This window comes from Herpetosiphonaceae bacterium, from assembly GCA_036374795.1.
GTDB lineage: Bacteria > Chloroflexota > Chloroflexia > Chloroflexales > Kallotenuaceae > LB3-1.
On record DASUTC010000268.1, the window covers coordinates 1 to 18,950 of the forward strand.

General features: G+C 62.2%; 17 protein-coding genes. 10 read left to right on the forward strand and 7 right to left on the reverse strand.

Features of this window, described 5'->3' with window-relative positions; translation table 11 throughout:
• Both VFZ66_20590 and VFZ66_20595 read right to left on the reverse strand, forming a co-directional pair.
• On the reverse strand, window positions 1-1,938 hold a 1,938-nt coding region (locus tag VFZ66_20590), incomplete at its 3' end, for a GAF domain-containing protein (GenBank protein HEX6291594.1).
• Window positions 1,939-2,091: 153 nt separating this feature from the next.
• Window positions 2,092-2,934 (reverse strand): DUF547 domain-containing protein, encoded by an 843-nt coding sequence (locus VFZ66_20595; GenBank protein ID HEX6291595.1) that lies wholly within the window; start codon window positions 2,932-2,934, stop codon window positions 2,092-2,094.
• Window positions 2,935-3,109: 175 nt separating this feature from the next.
• On the opposite strand from VFZ66_20595, the gene corA reads away from it, so the two are divergent.
• Window positions 3,110-4,078, forward strand: a complete 969-nt coding sequence (gene corA, locus VFZ66_20600) for a magnesium/cobalt transporter CorA (protein ID HEX6291596.1) — start codon at window positions 3,110-3,112, stop codon at window positions 4,076-4,078.
• Window positions 4,079-4,181: 103 nt separating this feature from the next.
• Here the strand turns inward: corA and mgtE are convergent, their stop codons facing one another.
• Entirely contained in the window at window positions 4,182-5,570 is a 1,389-nt protein-coding gene (mgtE, locus tag VFZ66_20605) for a magnesium transporter (GenBank protein HEX6291597.1), read from the reverse strand.
• A gap of 244 nt (window positions 5,571-5,814) precedes the next feature.
• On the opposite strand from mgtE, the gene VFZ66_20610 reads away from it, so the two are divergent.
• A complete protein-coding gene (locus VFZ66_20610) occupies window positions 5,815-6,504 on the forward strand; it encodes a DUF2231 domain-containing protein (GenBank protein HEX6291598.1) in 690 nt (229 codons plus the stop codon).
• Between the two features lie 109 nt (window positions 6,505-6,613).
• On the opposite strand, the gene VFZ66_20615 is transcribed toward VFZ66_20610, so the two are convergent.
• Entirely contained in the window at window positions 6,614-7,843 is a 1,230-nt protein-coding gene (locus tag VFZ66_20615) for a glycosyltransferase (protein HEX6291599.1), read from the reverse strand.
• A gap of 272 nt (window positions 7,844-8,115) precedes the next feature.
• Here VFZ66_20615 and VFZ66_20620 point away from each other — a divergent pair, with 272 nt between their 5' ends.
• Window positions 8,116-9,528 carry a phospholipid carrier-dependent glycosyltransferase gene (locus tag VFZ66_20620; protein HEX6291600.1) on the forward strand — a complete coding sequence of 471 codons (1,413 nt, stop codon included), beginning with the start codon at window positions 8,116-8,118 and terminating at the stop codon, window positions 9,526-9,528.
• A 210-nt stretch (window positions 9,529-9,738) separates the two neighbouring features.
• Here VFZ66_20620 and VFZ66_20625 read toward each other — a convergent pair whose 3' ends face one another.
• Window positions 9,739-11,163 (reverse strand): hypothetical protein, encoded by a 1,425-nt coding sequence (locus tag VFZ66_20625; protein ID HEX6291601.1) that lies wholly within the window; start codon window positions 11,161-11,163, stop codon window positions 9,739-9,741.
• A gap of 634 nt (window positions 11,164-11,797) precedes the next feature.
• Between VFZ66_20625 and ilvA the strand changes: the two genes are divergently transcribed.
• The 7 genes from ilvA (at window position 11,798) to VFZ66_20660 (ending at window position 17,210) form a co-directional block, all read left to right on the forward strand.
• The gene (ilvA, locus tag VFZ66_20630; GenBank protein HEX6291602.1) at window positions 11,798-13,027 is read left to right on the forward strand and encodes a threonine ammonia-lyase; all 1,230 of its coding nucleotides are present in this window, start codon (window positions 11,798-11,800) and stop codon (window positions 13,025-13,027) included.
• A 28-nt stretch (window positions 13,028-13,055) separates the two neighbouring features.
• A complete protein-coding gene (locus tag VFZ66_20635; GenBank protein ID HEX6291603.1) occupies window positions 13,056-13,895 on the forward strand; it encodes an HAD family hydrolase in 840 nt (279 codons plus the stop codon).
• A 76-nt stretch (window positions 13,896-13,971) separates the two neighbouring features.
• A complete protein-coding gene (locus tag VFZ66_20640; protein HEX6291604.1) occupies window positions 13,972-14,622 on the forward strand; it encodes a metallophosphoesterase in 651 nt (216 codons plus the stop codon).
• A 94-nt stretch (window positions 14,623-14,716) separates the two neighbouring features.
• Complete coding sequence (locus VFZ66_20645) at window positions 14,717-15,013, forward strand: YciI family protein (GenBank protein ID HEX6291605.1); 297 nt, start codon at window positions 14,717-14,719, stop codon at window positions 15,011-15,013.
• A gap of 9 nt (window positions 15,014-15,022) precedes the next feature.
• Entirely contained in the window at window positions 15,023-16,405 is a 1,383-nt protein-coding gene (locus VFZ66_20650; protein ID HEX6291606.1) for a hypothetical protein, read from the forward strand.
• Window positions 16,406-16,620: 215 nt separating this feature from the next.
• Window positions 16,621-16,818, forward strand: a complete 198-nt coding sequence (locus VFZ66_20655) for a hypothetical protein (protein HEX6291607.1) — start codon at window positions 16,621-16,623, stop codon at window positions 16,816-16,818.
• Window positions 16,818-17,210, forward strand: a complete 393-nt coding sequence (locus VFZ66_20660) for a type II toxin-antitoxin system death-on-curing family toxin (GenBank protein HEX6291608.1) — start codon at window positions 16,818-16,820, stop codon at window positions 17,208-17,210. Before VFZ66_20655 ends, VFZ66_20660 begins: the two co-directional genes overlap by 1 nt.
• 154 nt (window positions 17,211-17,364) lie before the next feature.
• On the opposite strand, the gene VFZ66_20665 is transcribed toward VFZ66_20660, so the two are convergent.
• Window positions 17,365-17,931 (reverse strand): DUF1499 domain-containing protein, encoded by a 567-nt coding sequence (locus VFZ66_20665; GenBank protein ID HEX6291609.1) that lies wholly within the window; start codon window positions 17,929-17,931, stop codon window positions 17,365-17,367.
• Window positions 17,932-17,934: 3 nt separating this feature from the next.
• Window positions 17,935-18,822 carry a hypothetical protein gene (locus VFZ66_20670; GenBank protein HEX6291610.1) on the reverse strand — a complete coding sequence of 296 codons (888 nt, stop codon included), beginning with the start codon at window positions 18,820-18,822 and terminating at the stop codon, window positions 17,935-17,937.
• Between the last annotated feature and the right edge of the window lie 128 nt (window positions 18,823-18,950).

An 18,950-nucleotide genomic window follows, 5' to 3' on the forward strand; every position in this document is an offset into this window, starting at 1 on the left:
GCGCGCGTTCACGATCGCGACCGCCGCCTGGTTGGCGATGATCTCAAGCTCCTGGATCAGCGCCCGCGAAAAGACCTGCTTGGGATCTTGGGGCTGATCGATGCAGATCATCCCGACAAGCGTGCCATTCGAGTCGAGCAGCGCCAGCGCGATGCAATCTTTGAATGTGAGGATCTGCTCGTGCGCGCCGACGTGATAGGTGACGGTGCCGATCTTCTCGGCCTTCTGGATCGTCTCCTGCGCCACCTTGAGCGGCGTCCAGTACTCGCGCTGGTTGCGGCGAGGCGCGATCACGTCGCCGCTGTCCGTCGCCAGGGCGATACTGCGCATATGCCGCCGCTCAGGCTCGACCAGACCGAGCGCGACGCGGGGGCTGCCGGTCATCGCCTGCACGGTGAGCACGATCTGCTGCCCGACCTCGCCGAGATCGTTGATCGAGCGGAGCGTATCGCTGAGCGTGACGATCTTGGTCAACTGCCGGTTACGCTGCTCCAGATCGGAGATATGCGCAGCCAGGGCGTTGTCGGTGTGGGCGTACAGCTCGGCGTTTTCCAGCGCAACTGCGGCCTGCTCGGCGACAGCGCTTAGCAACTGCGCGTCGTCGACGGTGAATTTGCCGTGTCGCTTGTTGCGGAGCTGGATCACGCCGCGCAACTGCTGCCGCCCCGATAGCGGCGCGCAGATCAGCGAGTGCGTGGGCGTCGTGCCGTCCTGTGTGCGGGGATAGAGCCGCGAGTTGGGCTGTATATCGTTGGCGAGCTGCACGCGATGGAGGCGTAGCGCCTCGTTTGCCAGGCTCGTCCCCTTGGGAATGTTCACGCCGGTCTGCGCATTGAGCGTGTAGCGCACGACCAGATCGCCGCTCTGCGGATCTTCAATCAGCACCGAGCCGTCCTCGACATCGAGCGCAGTTTGCAACTGCTCCATGATCAGCATCGGCACTTCTTGCGGGTCAAGCGTGGCGCTGATCGTGCGCCCGATACGGTTGATCACCTCAAGCTGGCTGGCCTGCTCCTTGACGCGCCGGTACAGATCGGCGTTGGCGACCGCCGCCGCCGCCTGCGCCGCCACCGACGACATCAGGTGGACATCCGACTCGGTGTAGCGGAAGCTGGGGTCGTGGCTGGAGGCGACCATCACGCCCAGCACGCGATCGTGATGCAGCAGGGGCATGCCCATCCAGGCATGGCTAAAGGGCATGCCGTTGGGTCCCTGCGGCTGAATGCCGCGCCGCTGGCACTCCGTGAGATAGTCGTCGGTGACGATCGGCTGCCCGTTGCGGATGATCCAGCCCGTCATGCCGATGTTGCGCGTCCAGCGCCGATCGGGGAGCGCGTCGGCGAGATCGGACGACATGTAGGTAAACGACAGCTCGTTGGTGCGCTCGTCTTCGAGGATGATATAGAAATCGTCGGCGACGATCAGCTCGCGCACCACGTCTGCCAGATTGGTCAGCAGTTGGTCGAGTTGCAGCGTGCTGGAGAGCATACTGCCGATCCGGTCCATCACCGCAAGCTCGTGGTTGGCGCTGATCGGCGAGGTGCGACGCTCCATCAGCGTCAGCAGGCTGCCCGCGTGGGTGATCAGCTCCAGCGCCGAGGGATCGACGTGCGTCGATTGTACGGCGAGCCAGCCGCGCACTTCGCCCAGGACCACCACCGGCAGATAGGTCATCGTTTTGGTTTCGACGATCTGCCCCGCGGAAAGCTGCAGCCCCTCGCCTGCGCCTGGTGCGCGCAGCGCTGGCTGCTTGCCGAAGAGCGCTTCTGGCGTACCCCTGCCGCGCCACATAAGCTGCATGGCTCGCGCTCCGATCACCTGACGGAGCTGTGCCTGCAACGTTGCTAGCAGCTCGCTGCGGGTGCGGGCACGGCTGATCGCGGCGATGCCTGTCGCGATTCCAGCAGAAATAATTGGCTCTGGTGAGGACTGATTCATAACTACTGCCGACACTTACTGGGAGGCGAAGTTTGTTGAGTAATTGTAACTAATTAAAGACGTTTTTACAAATGATACATGATCGAGCAACACCAGTGTATACGTTAAATGAGTATCAAAAGCTCTCATCGCCAGCGAGACGATCGGATACCTTCAGGCGTTGAAGAGGCGGTCGTTGATGGTCCAATCGTAGGGTAAGAAGCGGACCTGAGGTGGTGTTTGCTGCATTGCAATCGCCAGATCCGGCGGCATGTAGGGCCTGAGTAGCGGCACAAGCCCTGCCCGATGCCGCCATCCTGCCAGAAGGCCCAGGGGGCCGGGCATGGCCTGCGGCTGTAAAAAATCTCCGCCGAAGGAACGAAAAATAGACGAAAGGTATAGCGTGTTCGTCGCAGGATCGAGTCGCGCGCCGTGGGCGTTGTCGTGGAGCAAGCGCCGCATTGCCGTGTCGAGCGCGCGCTGCAAATTGCTGCCGGTGAACGCCTGGGGCTGGATCTGCGCGCCGCCGCGCGCCGTGGTGCTGATCGCCGCGTGGATGCGCGGATCGCCGAATGCGCGCAGGATGCTTCCATGCAGTGTTTGCAGCGAGACGTTGCGCCGCCCGACCGGGTAGGGCCTGGTGCGCGCGCCGGGGATGGCGCGGATCGAGGCGACCGGGTAGTGCAGCAAGACCTGATGGATCGCGATGGCGTTGTAGGCGTTCAGATAGAACGCGAGCTGATCGTCGGCGTCGGCAAATCGTTCGGGATCGTCCTCGGCCAGCCGATGGAGATAGACCTCGACCAGTCGGCGGACACGGCGCATGGTCGCGTAGTCGATCGCCGCGTTCTGCACAAACCGGCCAAGCAGCGCTGTCCACTCGCTGTGCTGGAAGCGCCCGGCTCCGGCGCCTGCTTGCAGCGGCCCGATGCGTGGCCGCCAGCCCCATGCCGCAGCGACGAGCCAGACGGCTTGCTCGACGATGGCTGTTCGCTTGGTCGGTGTTGGCGCGGGCATGGACGCTCCTCTGCCTTTCGCTCTGCTCTCTGGTCTATTGTGCGGTGGAACTGCTGTCTTCGTCAAATCGTCGCACCCGCGCCGCCGTTGCACAAACTGGCCGACCTCTGATGGTCTGGTTCGTGATAGGATAAGCTGATCGTCAAATGGCGGAGCACATGGGAGCTGTAGCACGATGCATGAGTTAATCGTCTGCCGTGGACACGGGCGATTTCACACCCAGGTAAGCGCGCAAGATATTGGTGAGCTACGGGAGCATCCCGAAACGACGCTGTGGTTCGACCTGACCAGACCCGATGCGGAAGAACTCAGGATACTCCGCGAAGAGTTCAAGTTTCATCATCTATCGATCGAGGATGCTACGCGCCATCACCAGCGGCCCAAGGTCGATAGCTACGACAACTACTACTTTGTGGTGTTCTACTGTCTGGACATCAACCAGCAAACGTATGAGATCTGCACGCAGCCGCTGTACCTGTTCATCGGCCACAACTTCCTGGTGACGATCCACGACGACCCGATCAAGCAGATCAAGGAAACCGTTAGCCGCTGGCAATCGCCCGACTCGCCGCTGGAGCAGGATGTCGGCTCGCTGGTCTATGCGCTCTTAGATGCGATCGTCGACGATTATTTTCCGGTGATGGATCAGATCGCGGATCGCGTCGAAGATCTGGAGGAGCAGATCTTTGGGAAATTCGACGAGGGCGCGCTCGAATCGATCTTCCGCCTGAAAAAAGACCTGCTCAGTGTCCGGCGGGTGGTAACGCCCGAACGCGACGTGCTGAACGTCATGCTGCGGCGCGATATTCCGGTCTTCGACCAGGATGATGTCACCTATCTTCAGGACGTGTACGATCATATCATCCGCGTCGTCGATTCGATCGATACCTACCGCGATCTGCTCTCAAGCTCGCTCGATACCTTTTTGTCGGTTCAGTCGAACCAGCTCAATCAGGTCGTCAAAGCCTTGACGATCACCTCGATCGTGCTGATGTCGGTCGCGATCGTCTCCGGTGTGTACGGCATGAACTTCGAGTACATGCCTGAGCTGCACTGGCGCTACGGCTACCTCTGGGCGCTCGGCTTGATGGCGGCGATTGCGCTGGGATTGATCGGGTTTTTCCGGCGGATCAAATGGCTCTAGCCGCATTGGTATCGAGTTCCGAGTTCAAAGTTGGGTGCCCATGCCGGGCGCCATGCCCAAAGGGCACCCGCCTGGCACCCGGTTCTTGGCTCTTTCACCCCCGCTACCGATTGGCAACCAGCAGAATCGTCGCCAGCGCCAGCAGCGCGAAATTCCCTGTCACGTCCGTCACCGTGGTGACGATCACGCCCGATGCCAGCGCCGGATCGATCTTCAGGAAGCGCAGGCCAAGCGGCACCAGCGTGCCGGAGATCGCCGCGCCGATCAGGTTCAGCAGCATCGCGCCGCCCACAACCACGCCGATCATTGCGCTGCCGTGCCAGAAGACGCCGAGCAGCCCGACGCACGCGCCGAAGATCAGGCCGTTCACCACGCCGATCGTCGCCTCACGAGCCAGCGTGCGCCAGCTATCGCGCAGCGTGATCTCGCCGAGCGCCAGCGAGCGGACGATCAGGGTCAGCGTTTGGATTCCGGCGTTGCCGCCCTGTCCCGCGATGATCGGCACGAATGCGGCGAGGATCGGCACGATCTGGATCGTGCCGGTGAACTGGCTGACGACCCAGCCGGCCAGCACCGCTGTCGGCAGGTTGATGAACAGCCAGGTCAGGCGACGACGCGACGAGCGAAAGATCGTGTCGTAGACATCTTCGTCGGCATCCAGATTCGCCAGGTGGTAAATATCCTCGGTCGCCTCCTCCTCGATCACATCGATCAGGTCGTCGGCGGTGACAACCCCGACCAGCCTGCGGTCGCCGTCCACGATCGGCAGCGCCAGCAAATCATAGCGCGCCAGCAGCCGCGCGCACTCCTCCTGGTCGGTTTCGACATCGGCGGTGATCACCTCGTCGCTCATGATCTCACGCAGCGGCGTGTGCGGGTCGGCGACGATCAGCTGGCGCAGCGAGACAACGCCAATCAGCCGGTCGGCATGGTCGGTGACAAACAGGTAGTAGCTTGTCTCTTCGTCGGGCTTGACCCGGCGCAAAAAGTCGATCGCCTGCTGCACCGTCATCGACTGACGGAAGGCCACGACATGCGGGATCATCAGGCCACCCGCGCTCTCCTCGTCGTGTCCAAGCAGCTCGCGGACCTCGTCGGGCTGATCCATGCCGTCGAGCGCGGCTCTGGCCTTGGCGTCGCTCAGATCGCCGAGCACATCGGCGGCGTCGTCGGGAGCCATCTCGTCCAAAAACTCGGAGAGCGACTCGACATCAAGGCGGTTGGCGACATCGGTGCGCTCGTCGTCGTCAAGCTCGATCAGGACGTCCGCGCCGATCTCGCGGGCCAGCTCTTCGACGACGTCGGCGCGCTCCTGAGGCTCCAGCTCTTCGAGCACATCGGCGCCATCGGCGGGGTGCAGCGCGGAGACAACATCCGCAGCCTCGGCGGGACGAAGGGCACTAATTGCAGCCGCAGCCTCTTCGACGGCTCCTTGAGCCAGTAGTGAGCGGACCTGATCGAGGATCAGGTCGAGATCCTGAACCGGCGGCATAGCACACCTCCTTTGGAGCACACAAAAGGGCGGGCCTAGCCCGCCCTCGCGCATCGGTGCTCAGATGCCGCTGGTTCGACTATCCCGTCCGCAATCGTATGCGGTAACTAGAATGTTCGTCAGTACTCATAGCTGATCGCATTGTACTCTAGAGACTCGCCCGCCGCAAGCGCGAGCCGCTCGGCATCAGTGGCGTGCTTCCTGCTAGACACCTCGCACCAGATACGTGGAATGGAGGCGCAGAATGGCACAGCTACCCTCGACATTGAATACGGTGAAAGAAGCGCTACAAGGCAAGGGCGTGATGTCGCACCCGATCCACGTCGCGATCAATCATGTCCCGCTCGGCTTTTGGGAAGCCAGCGTGGTCTTCGATCTGATGTCACGGCAGCGGCGCTGGCGGAAGCTGAGCGAGGCCGGCTACTATCTTAATCTGTTCGGCATCTGCGCCGCACTGCCGACCGCGCTGACCGGCCTTGCGGAGTGGCTGGACATTCCCCAGGAGCATCCAGCCTGGAAGGTTGCCACGACTCACGCGCTGCTGAACGATCTGGCGCTTGGCCTGTCGGTCTATAACTGGTGGAGCCGCCGCGACCGCCGCAACTACACGCCCGATCAGACGAACCTGCTCGTCGGCGGCGCGCTGGTGAGCGTGCTCGGCCTGTCGGGCTATCTCGGCGGTGTGCTGGCGCACGAGTATGGCTACGGCACCCATCGCCAGGGCACGGCGGTCGAGAAGCAGCACGAGTCGCTGGTCGGGCCGGAGACAGCGCTCTCCGAGCCAAAGATCGTCATGTCACAGTCGGGTGACGGGCACAGCCTGGATAGCTGGGCTGGCGTACAGTCGGATCAGGTCCAGGATCGGGATCGCGCGGTCGAAGAAACGCTGCGTCCCTCCGATCAAAGCCGTGAGGTCGGCGGCACGGGCATTTAGCAGATATCCTGGCAGGCACACACACGCAGCGGCTCCATCGATCGATGGGGCCGCTGTGCTGCCTCGCATAGCTAGGGGATCTTGGGCGATACCTCGACCGCGCGGCGCACTAGATCCCCGGATAGGACTTGAGCCGGAAGCTAGTCTCGAAGCTGGTGAACAGCTCCACCTCTTGTTCCAGCAGGCGCGTCAGCAGAAAATGCTGGCGTACCGTCTCCTGTGCCTGTCGTCCCATCCGCTCGCGTAGCTCAGGATGCCTGATCAGGTGGACGATACGCGCCGCCGCCTGTTCCACCGACGAAACCAGAAATCCGTTGACGCCATCCTGAATCTGATAGCGAATGCCGCCGACGTTGCCGCCGATCACCGGCGTGCCCTTCCACATCGCCTCGGTGATGGTCAGCCCAAAGCCTTCGCGGGTCGATTTTTGCAGCACGACGGCTGCGCGGCGCTGGAGGGTATTTACCAGCGCGGTATCATCGCCCGCGGGCAGGATCAAGATGCGATCCTCACGCTGGTCCTGTAACGCCTCGAAGATCTCGATGCCTTCCGGGTCGTCGGAGGCGAAGTTGCCGAGCAGCACCAGCGTCGCGTCGATCTCTTTTTGGGCGAGCTTGAACGCCTGGATCACGCCGAGCGGATCTTTCCAGGGGTCGAAGCGCGAAACCTGCACGACAAGCGGTAGGTCGGTCGGGATGTGGTAGTGGGCCAGCCGCTCGTCCATCTCCGTCTCAGTCAGAGCGCGATTCTTCGTGGTAAACGGATCGATGGCCGGCATGAAAAAGACCTGGGGCGTGCTCAGCGGCTGGGCGTACTCTCTGATGCTGAGGATCACTGCGTCGTAGCGCTCGATGAAGGGCACGAGATAGCTCCAGAGCTCGCGGTGCGGATGTGATAGATCGATGTGGCAGCGCCAGATCCACGGACTTTTCTTTTTGTAGTGGGTGATCAGTGGGAGGGGCTGCGGATCATGTACGACGATGATGTCATGATCGAAGTGATTGCGCAGCGCATTCTCGGCGATCACATCCTCGTAGATCTGCTGGGTGATGTCGGAAAGTTTCAGCGGCGCGCCCTGCAAGGCATTATGCATTTTCTTGGTAAAGGCGAAGAAGTCGGGCGAGCCAAGCAAGACGCGCCATTCGGTGGGAATGTCGACGCTGTTCATAAGCAGTGTCAGCGACGACAGGATTTCGGCTACGCCGCCGCCGTAGTAGGTAGCATTGATGTGCGTGACATGCGCATCCGCCAGCGGGCGTGCCTTGCGCTGGATACGAGCAATGGCCTCTGCGCCGATGAAGCGCTCGTAGTCTTCGAGACGAATGATCGGATGTGTCATCGTTCCGCTCCTTTGCGGCAGCGCGTTGATCTATGCGCCGACTGGCTAGGCTGTGGGACTGTGCCCGCAGATACCCGGCTCTCCTGCCATATGCAGCATCGGCAAAACCAAAGCGGCTGCTGGATGTGGCTTGAAGTATAGCCCGGCGGCGCGCTGTAGAAGGTTGTGGTTTCTTTACATAAGGGGATCTTTGATTGACAATGAACAAGGCCGAGTGTTAGACTCCGAGCCGATTAACGATGCTTCTCTGTCTGCCAAAAGGAACATACCGCATGTCCACAAAAAGCGCGCCGAGGCACAGTCGGCAAGCTCACGAGCCCGCAGCCGTCGCTGTGCCAAGCGTCGATCGCCTGGCCGAAGCGGGGCGGCAAGCCTGGGCCTTGCTCGATACGTTCATCCTGGTCCTGGCGGTCGTGTCTGCGCTGGCGCTCTACTTCTGGCGGCTCGACGTGCCCAATCGCTACATCTACGACGAGGTATATCATGCCTACACGGCGGCGAAGCTCGCCGAGGGCAACGCCGACGCCTATGTGTGGTACACCAGAGTGCCCGAAGAGGACAAGCCGCTCAAAGTCGCCTACGAGTGGTCGCATCCGGCCTTCGCGAAGCTGCCGATGCAGGTCGGCATCAAGCTGTTTGGCGATACCTCATTTGGCTGGCGCTTTGCCAGCGCGATCTTTGGCGGGCTCGGCATCGGCATCATGTATGCCTTAGGCCGAACGCTCTTCAACCGCACGATCGGGCTGTACGGCGTCGGGCTGCTGCTGCTGGACGGCATGTGGTTCGTCCAGTCGCGCACGTCGATGAACGACGTGTTTCTGGTCTGCTTTTTGATGCTGGCCTATCTGGCGTTCGCCTTCTACCTCAGCACGCCGACGCTCAAACGCTGGCGCTTTCTGTGGCTCACGGGCATCGCGCTCGGCTTCGCGCTGGCGACCAAATGGTCGGCGCTGTACTCGTTCGGCCTGCTGGGCCTGATCGCGGCGATGCGCGAGGCCCGGCTGTGCCTCTTCAATCCCGATCCTGAATTCCAGCGCTCTAATAAGCTGGTCGTAGGGGCGCTGGGAACGCTGGCGGGCGCGTGGCTGATCGTGCCGTTCGCAATCTACCTGGGCAGCTACATCCAGTTCTTCAGCATGGGCCATACCTGGGCCGAGTGGCGCGAGCTGCAATGGCAGATGTGGTGGTATCACTCGAATCTGAAGGCCACGCATAGCTGGGCCTCGCGCTGGTGGACCTGGCCGCTGATGATCCGCCCGGTGTGGTACTACGTCGACTACCAGGAGCAGACGATCGCCAATATCTTCACGATGGGCAATCCCTTCATCTGGTGGCTGTTCTTACCGGCGATCGTCTTTGCGGCGGTAGAGTGGCGCGATGGGCGCTTCCGCTCGATCGGGCTGGGCCTGGTGCTGCTTGGCTTCCTGGGCCAATGGCTGCCGTGGCTCTTCTCGCCGCGTATCTCTTTCATGTATCATATGCTGCCGAGCGTTCCCTTCGGCATCCTCGCGATTGCCTACGCGCTCTATTCTATCCAGACGCGGTCGCAGCGGCTAATAGTCTGGGGCTACCTCGCGATCGTGCTGATCGGCTTTGTGTATTTCTATCCGCACTATGCCGCCTGGCCGATCTCCAAGGAGTATGCCGAGCAGCATTACTGGCTGCCAACCTGGAAGCCGCGCTAGCTGCAGATCCGTGCGCTCCTCAGCCCGCTGTGCCCTGCTTGTGTAGTGCAGAGCGGGCTTTTTTGCGCGCTCTCGACGAGCGCCGTGGGTGCTCCTTCACAGCATGTGGCCCAGGATCGATCAGGCCGATCGCATGCGGTAGCCGCCTGCGGCGACATGAAAACGCGCCTGGAACTAGCTTCCAGGCGCGTCCGATTCGGGATTGATCAACTAGGAGCGGCGTAACTGCCAGGACCGAATGCCGGAGCCAAACGCGATCAGCATCGACGCCAGGGCAAGCATGAGCCAGGTGAACGTCTCGCTCATACCGGCAGCCGGTAGGACAGCCTGCGGTCGTTCGGCTACTTCGTCGCTGGCACCCGCAACTGCCTGCCGCCGGACCTGATCGCCAGTTTCTTCACTCACGCCGCCCACGACTTGCGGAGGCTGCTGCGCTGGTGGCTGCTGCGCTGGTGGCTGCTGCGCTGGTGGCGTGCCACCCGGTGCAGGCGCGCTCGGCGACGGGCTGGGCGACGGGCTGGGGCTGGGCACGTCGGACGGCGATGGGCTGGGCGATGGGCTGGGCACATCGGACGGCGACGGGCTGGGGCTGGGCACGTCGGACGGCGATGGGCTGGGTGATGGGCTGGGGCTGGGCACGTCGGACGGCGACGGGCTGGGGCTCGCGCTCGGCGACGGGTTGGGCGATGGGCTAGGGCTGGCGCTCGGCGACGGGCTGGGCGACGGGCTGGGGCTCGCGCTCGGCGACGGGCTGGGCGATGGGCTGGGCGATGGGCTGGGGCTGGGCGACGGGCCGACTTCGCAGTTTTCAAAGTCGGGGCTGGAGGCCGTCTGCTGCTCACCGCTGAATGTCGCCGTGGCGCGGACGCGCAGATTGTTGACGCCCGCATTCAGCGTGTAGCTCTTGAACAGTACCTCAACATCGTACGTGCCAGGGGCGAGCGTGCGGCCAACCATATCGGCGGGCGTGTACGTAACCGTGCCGCCGGTGGTGCCTTCGAGCACTGCCTCAAGCTGATCGACCGTGACGGAGCCGCCAGTCACCACGATGCGAATGAAAGCGCGGACGTTGTTGTTGTACTCGTTGGCGCAGTTAGCCGTGACCGACATCCTGACCGACGCGCCGGGCGACGGGCTGGGGCTGGGTGACGGGCTGGGTGACGGGCTGGGGCTGGGCGACGGGCTGGGTGACGGGCTGGGGCTGGGCGACGGGCTTGGAGAAGGCTCCTGCTCCGTATAGAACTCGACATGCGAAATATCTTTGCAATCCGGGCCGTCTTCGCCGATCTTTACTGCGGTGGCAGTGCGAGTTCCAATACCCGAAACCGCATAGCAGCCGTCGTCGCCGTCTTCGGTAAACTCGTAGCAGGCACCCTCTTGATTCTGGCTTCCAGCCTTAACGATGACTCTGGTGATGATCTCGCCTTCAGGGGCGGTGTAGGTGAATGGCGCGGATTCGGCTTTGTAGGCAGCCCCACTATCACAATTACCTCGTCCCTGCGCCAGCGTTCCAGCCGACGGAGCTTCGTTGGTGCGTGCCAGGGCAATACTTGCCATGGAGCCGCTGAGCAAAGTCGCGATCGTGGCAAGGATCGTGATGACCCGGAATACGAAAACCTGCATCTGCTTGGTCATGAGTCGCCTCCTGTCAATGTGAGCTATGGTGTTTGTTGAACATACGAACAACAGAGAACCCGACCGCGCTCAGGTCGAGCGGAGGCCGGGTTCATGACTAGCTCACCAAGTCCCACCATGACCAGCTACGGGATCTTGGGTCGTCGCTTCCTCCAAGAGTGTATGTTTCTATCTTTTCAAACGCGGCTTGGGATTAAAAAGGTACGCTCTCATTTAATGTTCGTATGCGCCGACTCGTGTACGTCTCAGGTGTTGGGATACTACCTCCATAAATACGGAATTTACGATTTTTTCAAAGCCAGCAAGGGATCGACCGTATATGTTGCGATCGGGGAGATCTGGTATGCGTCCGTGCCGCTCGACACCTCCTAGACAGATTGTAGTACGTTGGTGTGTCGTTGCTACGACGATTGATCGTAGCCCCTGCTCTTTTAGCAAATGGTGTGCCAGATACAACGGGCGTGGGGCTTCGTGCGGGACGACCTATGTGGGGCGTCCGTCATCGTAGATTCGTCTGCTGGTCTATTAGTGATAGCGAGGTGTGATCGGTGGCATGGCGGCTGGTGCCAGAATACCCTATGCTACAATGAAGGTCAATGATATTGGCAGAATCACTCGGAACAAGGAGGTTTCGGTGGTTAGTTTACAGGATATTGAGGCGGCGCGGGCAGGCTTGCGCGGCATCACCGTTGTCACGCCGCTGCTGTCGAGCGATCGGCTCAGCGACGAGGTGGGCAGCCGCGTATTCATCAAAGCCGAGAACACACAGCGCGCGGGATCGTTCAAGCTGCGCGGCGCGTACACGAAGATGGCATCGCTCACGCCTGAGCAGCGGCGGCGCGGCCTGATCGCGCACTCCGCCGGAAATCACGCGCAGGGCGTCGCGCTGGCCGCGCAGCTCCTCGATGCTCCGGCGACCGTGGTGATGCCGGAGTACGCGCCGCTGGCGAAGGTTGCCGCCACCAAGCGCTACGGCGCGCGGGTCATCCTGCACGGCAAATCCTTCGACGACGCGGGCGCGCATGCCCAGGCCCTGTGCGAGGAACACCGCTATACCTACGTCCATGCCTTCGACGATCGGCTGGTGATCGCCGGCCAGGGCACGGTCGGCCTGGAGATCCTGGATGCGCTGCCGGATGTCGGGACGATTGTCGTGCCGATCGGCGGCGGCGGCCTGATCAGCGGGATTGCAACGGTGGTGCGCGCGCTCAAGCCCGCGACACGTATCGTCGGCGTGCAGGCGGAGGGCTGCCCATCGATCCGGCTGTCGCTGGCGGCGGGCAAACCGGTGGTCGTGCCCGAAGCGCGCACGATCGCGGATGGGATCGCCGTGAAGAAGCCGGGCGGCTGGACGCTGCCGATCATCCGCGATCTGGTCGACGAGGTGATCACCGTTGACGAGGACGAGATCGCGCGGGGCATTGTCTATGCGCTGCAAAACATCCGGCTGGTAGCCGAAGGCGCGGGCGCGGTGGGCATTGCCGCGCTGCTGACCGAGAAAGTTCGCGCACGTGACGACGAGCCTATCTGCGTGGTCCTCTCCGGCGGCAACATCGACGCCAACTTCCTGGCGCGCGTGATCGAGCAGGTGCTGGTCAAGCAGGGCCGCTACATCGTGCTGCATACCTCGGTGCCGGATCGACCGGGCAACCTATCGCGGATGCTGGATGTGGTCGCCGACCAGGGCGCGAACGTGATCGACATCAATCATCGGCGCGCGGCATGGCAGGTGCCCGTCGATCGCACCGGCATCGAGATGATTCTGGAAGTCCGCGATGAGACGCACGGGCTGGCGGTGGTCGAGAGCCTGGAGCAGGCAGGCTACTGCATCGAGCGGGTGGGCGCGGGCGAGTATCCGAGCTAACGCACGTAGGCTGGATTGGGCTGGTATCGTGAATCATAGATCAGACCAGGGCGATCGGCGTGGAGGCGCGCGCATTCGGCTGATCGCGACCGACATCGACGGGACACTGCTCGACAGCGAGAATCAGGTGCCGCCTGCTCATCAGCGGGCGCTGGCTGCGGCGCTGGAGCGGGGCGTGCTGCTGGCGCTGGCAACGGCGCGCAAGCGCACTTCGACGTATGCTATCGCGGAGCAGCTTGGCATCCCATGTGCATGCATTGCGCATAACGGCGCGCGGATGTGGGATTGGGACGGTCACGAGCTGCGGCATCTGGTGGTCGAGCTGGATCTGGCGCGAGAGATCGCGCGCTTCGCCGATCGCCTGAGCATTCCGCTGATTCTGACCGTCGACGAGATGAACTACTACAGCCCGGCGTATCCGTTCAATGCTGTGCTGCGTGGCGCGGACGATCGGCAGGTTGCCTCTAGCCTGGATGCGTTGAGCGCGCCGCCGACTCGGATCATCGCCACCGGCAGGGAAGGCGTCGATCTGCTCTGTGATGCGTTTGGCTCAGCGCGCGACTCGATCGTGGTGCATCGCTACTACAGCCGCGAAGGCTCGATTGTCTCGGCGGTGCTGACGCATCCGCGCGCCACGAAAGAGGATGCGCTGGCGGAGCTGACGCAGCGGATCGGCGTACAGCCTTCGGAGGTGCTGGCGCTTGGCGATGCCGAGGCCGACGCGGGGATGCTGCGCTGGGCCGGTGTCGGCGTGGCAATGGGCAACGCGATGCCGGAGGCGCGCGCCGCGGCTACCTGGGTCGCGCCGACGCACGATGAGGCGGGCCTGGCGGCGGCAATTGAGCGCTTTGTTCTGACGCCGGAATAGCGGGTCAGCAGGGCCCGAGGCCACAAGGAAGCGACGTGAGGAATTGAGCAGATTGAGCGCGTTGAAAGTGCTAACGGTGAGCGATGAGGTCGTGCCGCTGATCTACCATCCGGCGGCGCGCCAGCGTTTTCATGATGTCGATCTGGTCTTGGGCTGCGGCGATCTGCCGCCGTCATATCTGGACTATATCGTCTCGGTGCTGGACGTGCCATGCTTTTACGTTCCGGGCAACCACGACGGCGAGCCGGAATATACCGATTACGGTAAGACGCTGTTCAAGCCGCCCGGCGGCGTCAACATCGACGGGCGCGTGGTGCGCCATGATGGTCTGGCTCTTGCCGGGCTAGGCGGCTCGATCTGGTACAACGGCGGCAAGCACCAGTACACTCAATCGATGATGACGGCGCGGGTCTATGCGCTCGTGCCGCGCATTCTCTGGTATCGCCGGAGCAACGGCTATGGGATGGATATCTTGATCACGCACTCGCCACCGGCGGGCATCCACGACGCCACCGGCGCGCATGTGGGCTTCAAAGCGCTGCGCTGGCTGATCGAGCGCTTTCCGCCGCGCTACCATATTCACGGCCATGTGCATCGCAACTATCGCATGAGCGCAGCCTTTGAGACGCAAGTAGGTAGTACGATCGTCATCAACACGGCGGGCTATCGGGTTTTAACCATCGAACGCCTTGCATCTGTGCGACGGGCCGGGTACAATCAGCCGTGAAAGAGTTCACAACGCGGATGCGATGTTGCCGAATGCTTTGAGGCTGAGGTACAACCGCATCCGCGTTTGCTGTTTACGGATGATAAGGATCGACATGAACTACTACGTCTACATTCTGACAATCATAGTCGAGCGCAGCGCCTACGAGGTCCACCTGCCCGCGCACCTTGACTATTTGCGGCAGCTCGACGCCGCTGGGACGCTGGTGCTCTCCGGGCCATTCACCGACCGGCGCGGCGGGATGGTCATGATTCGGGCTGAGTCGGAGGCGGCAGCGCGCGCGGTGGCCGAGGCCGATCCGCTGGTTGCGCAGGGCGTCGATACCTATGAGCTGCGCGGGTGGCGGCTTACCGGCGGCGATCTCCAACGTCTTCAGCTTGAGACGGCGTAGGAGGCGTTTATGAGCAATTCCTGGTTTCAGCATCAGGTGCGCGAGGATTTTGCACGCGCCCGCCGCAAGGCATTCATGCAAGCCATCGCCGACCTCCTGGCGCGTCGCTCCAGCGATCTGGTGCCGCTGGAGGAAGTGCGGTCCCGCCTCAATATCCGGGGCAGCGCCTACCGTGGCCTGCAACACGTGCCGCTGAGCAAGATCGTCGGCAGCGAAGGCCGCTACGCCGATTTCGATCGCCATTTCTTGCCGCGCCAGACACAGACGCAGCAGCGCTGGGAAAACGTCGATCTGGCACACTATGCCGATATACCGCTGCCGCCGGTCGAGCTGTATAAAATCGGCGAGGTCTATTTTGTCAAGGACGGGAACCATCGGGTGTCGGTGGCGCGCGAGCGGGGCCAGCACGAGATCGATGCGTACGTCACCGAGTATCTGGTAGACGTGCCGCTGGACGAGCGGCTGTCGGTGCGCGATCTTCTGCTCAAGGAAGAGTACAGCGATTTTCTGGAGTGGACGAATCTGGCAAAGCTCCGGCCCGCACAGCGGATCGAGCTGTCGGCGCTGGGTGGCTACCTTGAGCTGATCGAGCACATCAACACCCAGCGCTACTACCTGTCGCAGGAGCAGGGCAGAGAGGTCGCCAGAGATGAGACGACGATGAGCTGGTACGACACCGTCTATCTGCCGCTGGTCCAGATGATTCGCCAGCATAACATCTTGCAGCAGTTCCCGGGCCGCACCGAGGCCGATCTCTACCTGTGGATTATGCAGCATCGGCGCTCGCTTCAGGATGTCGTCGGGTACGATCCTGGCGCCGAGGTGGCGCTGCTGGATTATGCGACGCAGTTCGGGCGGCGCTCGATGCTTGAGACGGTCGGCAACGCTGCCCAGGGCATTGCCACCAGTGCGCGCACAGCGCTGGTGCCGCCGCGCGAAAGCCCGCCGCTCGAGCTGCTGGACTTTATCGAGTGGTCGAAGATCGATCAACTGTGCGCGGGCGCGGATGTGCGTCTGTCCGATAACGATTATTGCCGATTGCGCAGCCATATTCTGGATCACCGCTTTTTTCTGAGCCAGGATCGCGGCTTCGAGGTGCCGCTGGACGAGGCGATTCGGCATTGGTGCTCCGAGTGGTACATGCCCGTGATCCATGCGATCCGCAAGCAGGGCGTGCTTGAGCACTTTCCGGGGCGGACGGAAACCGATCTGTATCTGTGGATCATGGATCACCTGCACTACCGCAAGCAGGCCAACCAGCCGATCGATATTTCAACCGCAACTGCGGAGTACGCGGCGAAGTTCGGCGCGGATGCGAAGGCCAGCTCGTCGCTCAGGGCGCTGATCGACGGCGTGGCGCGGTTGGTCGGGTGGGTCAAAGAGCTGGCTTGATCTGGTAGGACGCGCCCACGCTCGCACGATCGAGCGTGGGCGCGTGGTTCAACGCTGCGGCGCTGCGGCGTTGAGCTGCTGATCGAGCACGATGAAGAACTGCACGACGTGCCGCCCGCCAGGCTGAGGCGAACCAAACAAAAAATTGCGAAAATGAATCGAGATACTGGTAGTGGCTTGGTTTGCTTTGTGGTACGCTTGAGACGGAGGTTACAATGACAACACTTACCATTACATTGCCAGAGGATCAGCTTGCCAAGCTGCAAGAGCTAGCATCACGGCTCCAAGTTACGCCCGAAGAACTGGCGACAACCAGCATCGAAGAATTGCTAACGCGACCCGACGCGACATTTCAGCAGGCCGTGAGTTACGTTCTCAAGAAAAATGCCGACCTGTATCGACGGCTCAGCTAATGCGCTACCTGACGCTCAACGAAATCCTTTTTCTGCATCAGCAACTTATTGAGCAGTTAGGTGGGAGTGAAGGCGTGCATGATCTCAACGCCCTTGAGTCTGCGCTTGCACAGCCGCGCATGAGCTTCGGCGGCGAAGATTTGTACCCGACATTAGAGGAAAAAGCGGTAGCGTTGGGCTTCTCGCTCATCAAGAATCATCCGTTTATTGATGGCAACAAGCGTACAGCACACGCGGCTATGGAAACATTTCTCGTGCTCAATGGCAACGAAATCGACGCACCAGTCGAAGAGCAAGAACAGGTTATATTACAGGTGGCAGCCAATCAACTGGATCGTGACACGTTTACAGCCTGGTTACACGCACATTCTATCAAGAAATCATCGTCATAATCGAGAACCGGCACCATAAACACTGGACGTTAACCATGTGTACAGACGGAAACATCGCCGGTTTTTCGTATCTTTCTTGCCATTCACGACAACTGGCAGGTGTGCGCGCCGGTTGTCCCACGCCTACTCCCGCGATCGAGCGTGGGCGCGTGGTTCAACGCTGCGGCGCTGCGGCGTTGAGCTGCTGATCGAGCACGATGAAGAACTGCACGACGTGCCGCCGATTGGCTCCTAAATCGCCCGTCCCGACGCGCGCGCTGGATCGCGCGTTCACCACCGTCTGCTGGCCCTCGTTCGTCAGCGTGACGCGAAAATCGTCGGTGAAGATGCCGCGTAGAATCGGCACCTCCGCCGCCAGCGCGCCGGTATCCTGGCCGACCTGCCGCCAGCCAAGCTGCGCGAACGCGCGGGATGCTGCGTCGGCAACCTCGGAGAGCGGGCGATCGTAGCGGCGCGGCCGTAGCTCAGGCCAATCGGCATCCTCGCTGGTAGCCGCAATGTTCGTCTCCATGCTGCGCCGGAGCCGCGCGCCAAAGCGTGGGATGATCAGCCACGGCAGGATCGCGCCGAGCGCAAAGAGCGCCAGCAAGATTCGGTGAGCAGGCCCGATCCGACGGCGGCGCAGCAGCGACCCGACCCCGGCGAGCGCCGTGACAATCAGGCTCAGGGCCGAGCCGACAAAGATTTGCTCCCAGGGGAAGAGATCGATGACGATGTTCATATGCTACTGCCTGAGCCACTCCTTCCACTGCTCCTCGACACCGGCGAGATCCGCGCCCAGCACGCCGCTGTAGTCGGCGGTGTTGGGCTGCATGCCCTGGCCGCTCTTGTAGAGCGTGTCGAAGGCTTCGCGCCCGTGGGTGACGATCAAGAAATCCACCAGCGACGCCCACTGATAGTACAGCCGGTTCATCGCGTCCAGCGTGCCGAAATCGCGGTAGTGGCTGCCGAGCGGCAGGAGGCTGGTCGCGTAGTTGCGCAGCACAAAGCCGCGAAAATCGGACTCGCGGCCAAGCCAGTATTTGCCAGCGCCCCAGGTAGCCAGGCCCTCGCTGAGGACCAGATCGGCCTTGAGATGCGCCGGGCCATAGTGATCGCTGGCAAGCTGGTGGACGAACTCATGCGCTAAAATATTGACGGCGCGGCGCGTGGGAATCTGTGGGCAGGCGTAGAGCACGATCGTGCGCTTCTCGGTGTAGGCCGCGCCGTCGAGGGCACAGCCGCCCGCGTGGCTATCGAAGACGATCGTCACCGGCGCGACAAGCTGCATGTCCGTGCGCTGGCTGACGTAGCTCAGCGCCTCGCTGAGCGGCTGCGCAAGGCCGCGCACCTGATCGGGCGTGTACGATCCCTCGGTGGTGTACAGCAGCAGCGGGCCATCGCCGACGACCGCCTGGTGTCCTTCGAGCGCGGCGGGCGCAGCCGAGGGCGCGGGCCGGATCTCGAACTGGCCGCGCAGCGTCGGAGGCGCGCTGAGCTCGCGGAGCGCGTCGGGCGGCGCGGTGACAATCGGCGCGTGCTGCGGCGAGCGCATCACCAGGGCGATCACCAGGAGCGCCAGGATCACAGCCACGGGTCGCGTCCAGCGATTGTTCGTTTCCAGAAACTCCATGCGGTCGCGGTCTTTGCGTGTGCAGGCGAATAGCTGGGTTAAGCATACCACGGATGCCGCTCCGACGCTTGGATCAGGAACCCGATCCGGCAGAGATCCGGCGAGCATTGATCTCACGTTAGATGACG